At 32.7% G+C, this 3,706-nt stretch carries 5 protein-coding genes; 2 read left to right on the top strand and 3 right to left on the bottom strand.

Annotated elements, in window-relative coordinates:
* Window positions 1-291: 291 nt before the first annotated feature.
* Window positions 292-1,782, top strand: a complete 1,491-nt coding sequence (locus ACN4EE_RS22295; RefSeq protein WP_431708717.1) for a bifunctional aminoglycoside phosphotransferase/ATP-binding protein — start codon at window positions 292-294, stop codon at window positions 1,780-1,782.
* 38 nt (window positions 1,783-1,820) lie between these two features.
* On the opposite strand, the gene ACN4EE_RS22290 is transcribed toward ACN4EE_RS22295, so the two are convergent.
* Complete coding sequence (locus ACN4EE_RS22290; protein WP_431708716.1) at window positions 1,821-2,450, bottom strand: phosphoribosylanthranilate isomerase; 630 nt, start codon at window positions 2,448-2,450, stop codon at window positions 1,821-1,823.
* Window positions 2,451-2,554: 104 nt separating this feature from the next.
* Between ACN4EE_RS22290 and psaK the strand changes: the two genes are divergently transcribed.
* Entirely contained in the window at window positions 2,555-2,830 is a 276-nt protein-coding gene (psaK, locus tag ACN4EE_RS22285) for a photosystem I reaction center subunit PsaK (protein ID WP_431708715.1), read from the top strand.
* 106 nt (window positions 2,831-2,936) lie between these two features.
* Here the strand turns inward: psaK and ACN4EE_RS22280 are convergent, their stop codons facing one another.
* Window positions 2,937-3,086 carry a hypothetical protein gene (locus tag ACN4EE_RS22280; protein ID WP_431708714.1) on the bottom strand — a complete coding sequence of 50 codons (150 nt, stop codon included), beginning with the start codon at window positions 3,084-3,086 and terminating at the stop codon, window positions 2,937-2,939.
* Window positions 3,083-3,574 (bottom strand): hypothetical protein, encoded by a 492-nt coding sequence (locus ACN4EE_RS22275; protein WP_431708713.1) that lies wholly within the window; start codon window positions 3,572-3,574, stop codon window positions 3,083-3,085. Before ACN4EE_RS22275 ends, ACN4EE_RS22280 begins: the two co-directional genes overlap by 4 nt.
* Window positions 3,575-3,706: the final 132 nt, after the last annotated feature.

Raw genomic sequence — 3,706 nt, 5'->3', positions numbered from 1 at the left:
AAAGTTTATATTAATTATTTTCTATTAATTTTACATAACTACTGTAGAAGAGCCAATTTTATCAAATTTTCTGTAACAAAATGTTTCGCCAACAAATTCATCTATTTTAGGACTTACGCATCTCTAACGTTATTGTGTCATTCCGAGAGTAGCGAAGGAATCTCAATCCCTTGATTTTTAGTATAAGTGCTTACCTTCTATATTTCAAGATAAAAATTATGAAACTAATTAAAATGAATGATACCATTTTATTAATTAAAGGCTGTTTTAAGATTTACAAAAAAATATTAAATGTGTCAAAAAAAATTAATCACAACAATGCAGGATGTTAATTTTTATCCCCATGAGGTGATACATCCTATCGAAGTTATACAAACCCATTGTTCGATCGTATTTTTAACGGGAAATTATGCTTATAAACTGAAAAAACAAGTTGATTTTGGCTTTTTAGACTATTCTACCCTTGAGAAAAGAAAACACTTTCTTGAAGAAGAGTTAAGGATGAATAAAGCTATTGCCCCTGAACTTTATTTACAAGTAATTCTTATTAGTTTTGTCAATGAAAAATATATTTTAAATGATGATAGTCAACCAGTGGATTATGTCTTAAAAATGAGACAATTTCCTCAAGAAAATCTTTTTTTAAATCTGTTTGAGTCAGGGAAATTAACTGCAAAAAATATTGAAGATTTAGGTAAGATAGTTGCTAATTTTCATCAAAATACCGACACTAATGATTATATTAATAGTTTTGGTACTGTAGAGAAAATTGGAGAATCTATTATTCAAAATTATCAACAAACTGCGAAATATATTGGAGAAGTGCAAACTATCGAAAAATATCAACAAACTAAAGCCTTTACCGATAACTTTTTACAGTCAAATCAAACTCTATTTAAGCAAAGGCAAATTGAACACAAAATTAGGGAGTGTCATGGAGATTTACATTTAAAAAATATCTGTATTTGGCAAGATAAAATACAACTATTCGATCGAATCGAATTTAACGAGCCTTTTCGTTTTGTGGATGTTATATATGATGTCGCTTTTTTGGTAATGGATCTTGATTCTAAAGGAGAAAAAGAATTAGGAAATATCTTTCTCAATACTTATATAGAAAGGACTGGAGATTGGGAAGGTTTACAAGTTTTACCGTTATATTTAAGTCGTCAGGCTTATGTAAGAGCAAAAGTCACCTCTTTTTTATTAGACGATTCTGCTATTAGTGAAACAGTCAAAAAAGAAGCTAAAAAGACTGCTGAAGATTATTATAATTTAGCTTGGGAATACACTCAAAAATCTGAGGGAAAATTAATCTTAATGTCAGGATTATCAGGTTCAGGAAAAACCACTACTGCGCGTCAAATTGCCAAAGAAAATAATGCTATACATATTCGCTCAGATGCCGTCAGAAAACATTTAGCAGGAATATCTTTAGAAGAAAAAGGAGACGATTCTCTTTACTCTATTTCCATGACAAATAAAACCTATGAGCGTTTATTTTACCTAGCAAAATTGTTAACAAAACAAGGATTTACTGTCATTTTAGATGCTAAGTTCGATCGAATTTCCTTAAGACAACCGATGATTGAATTTGCCCTTCAAGAAAATATTGATTTACAGATTATTTATTGTACAGCACCCTTAAATGTTTTGTTCGATCGACTCCAAAAAAGGACAGGAGATATTTCCGACGCAACCCCAGAATTATTAGCAAAACAACAAGCTCAATTTGAAATTTTTACCGAAACAGAAAAACCCTTTTTAACAATTAACAATTAACAATTAACAATTAACAATTATCCACTATTCACTATTCACTATTCACTATTTAAGTTATTTAATAATTGTTTTATTTTTTCTAAATCTTTATTTCCTGCACTGATTTCGACACCACTTGATAAATCAAATCCATCACATTGAAGGGTTTTTAAGGCGATGGTAACATTATCCGCCGTCAAGCCTCCTGCGAGTAACCAAGGACGAGATGGTCTAAAATTATCTAATTCAGTCCAATTTAAAGTTTTTCCCGTACCTCCATAAACTCCCTCTTGAAAAGCATCTAATAAAATCGTATCGATAAAAGGGATATATTCTGGTAATAAAGCTAAAGAATCCTCATTTTGATAGCGAAAAACCTTAATAATTTCTCTGTCAGGTAATAATTCTCTTAATTGTGTGCAAATAGTCGGTGTTTCGTCACCATGTAACTGTATCGCCGTTAATCCTGTTTCCCTGACAATGTTAACAATATTATCGATGTCTTCATTGACAAAAACCCCAACTTTACTAATTTGTGACGGTAAAGCCTTAATTATCTCTTGGATTTTCTTTTCTTCAATATATCGAGGAGATTGTTTGACACAGATAAAACCTAACGTATCCACCCCCAAAGATACGATCGAAATCGCCTGTTGTAAATCCGTAATCCCACATATTTTGACACGCATAATTTAAGAATGATGAATAATCTTTAAGAAAATCAAGAAAAAAGCCCTGTAAATATTACCATAACGGAAATAGTTAAGATTAAGCAAATTAAATCATAAAAATCATGAACTTTTTAGTATTATCAAATCTTTTAGCAAATATTCCTCAAACGGTAGAGTGGAATTTTAATGTAGCTATAGTAATGATTTCAGCCAACTTATTTGCCGTATTTATCGGACGTTTTGCCATCCAAAAAGCAGGAATTGGGCCAGATTTACCCGTAGGGAAACCCGCTTTATGGAAAAAATTTGGTCTTCCTGAATTACTAGCAACTTTTAGCTTTGGACATATTTTAGGGGCTGGTTTCATTTTAGGTTTATCTAACGCTGGATTGTTATAACCTAATTAGAGTCTGCTGAAAAAGTATTAGTGATGAAGGTAGGGAAAAGGGAAGAGGGAAAAGGGAAAAGGGAATAGATAAGAGTTTTAGCTTAGTAATAGCGAAATTAATAATCGCTGTCAGCGACACACATTCCCTTGCATTTAATGCCATTAGTGGCGGTGCGTTTACAATAGTCACACAAAACAGGACAATTTGCTATTTGAGAAGATTCCTTGTTTTTGATATTTTGATCTTGATTTTGGGTTAAAGTCATGATGTTTGTTGATTAATGATTTCTAGTAACTCTAGCAGACGCAAACCGACTGATTCGTGGGTATATTCATCTTCAGGATGGGGCGGTTGCCCTACCGATTGAAAGTAAGGACGTTCACCATTCATTTGTCCCCATTTTAAATCCACTTGTTTGACAAAATCATAGTACTTATGTTCGTTACTAAGAATGTCCTCAATAATTAATGTTAACGCTTTGAGAGGTTCGGTGTCATGGGAACTAATTTTGTCATCTCCACTGTTAACTAAATCCACTAAAACCGCTTGTAATGCCCCTGATAAGTCTTTTAGGTTATTGCGAATAAAAAGATTTATTTCCGTCTTAATTTGAATCATCTTAGGTACGGGGGATTCACCTTTCAAGAAGCCTCCCCCTTCCCTAGCGATTAAGTCAGCAAGGGTGAATTTTCTGCCCATTCGAGCATCTCTGAGAATTTCTAATTCTCTTTCTTTGTCTTCTTTTGATGTCATTTTACTGATCTATTTTTTGGCTATACTATCATCTTTATTTTATTCCACTTGTTTAATAATTTAGAACTTACGCAGTGACACTCCCACGCTGACCTAAGGTACAGGCGTGGGCTTCCAAATATCGCTACTTGG

Source organism: Geminocystis sp. CENA526, assembly GCF_050753365.1.
Taxonomy (GTDB): domain Bacteria; phylum Cyanobacteriota; class Cyanobacteriia; order Cyanobacteriales; family Cyanobacteriaceae; genus Geminocystis.
This window is presented reverse-complemented; position numbering and strand designations above follow the sequence as displayed.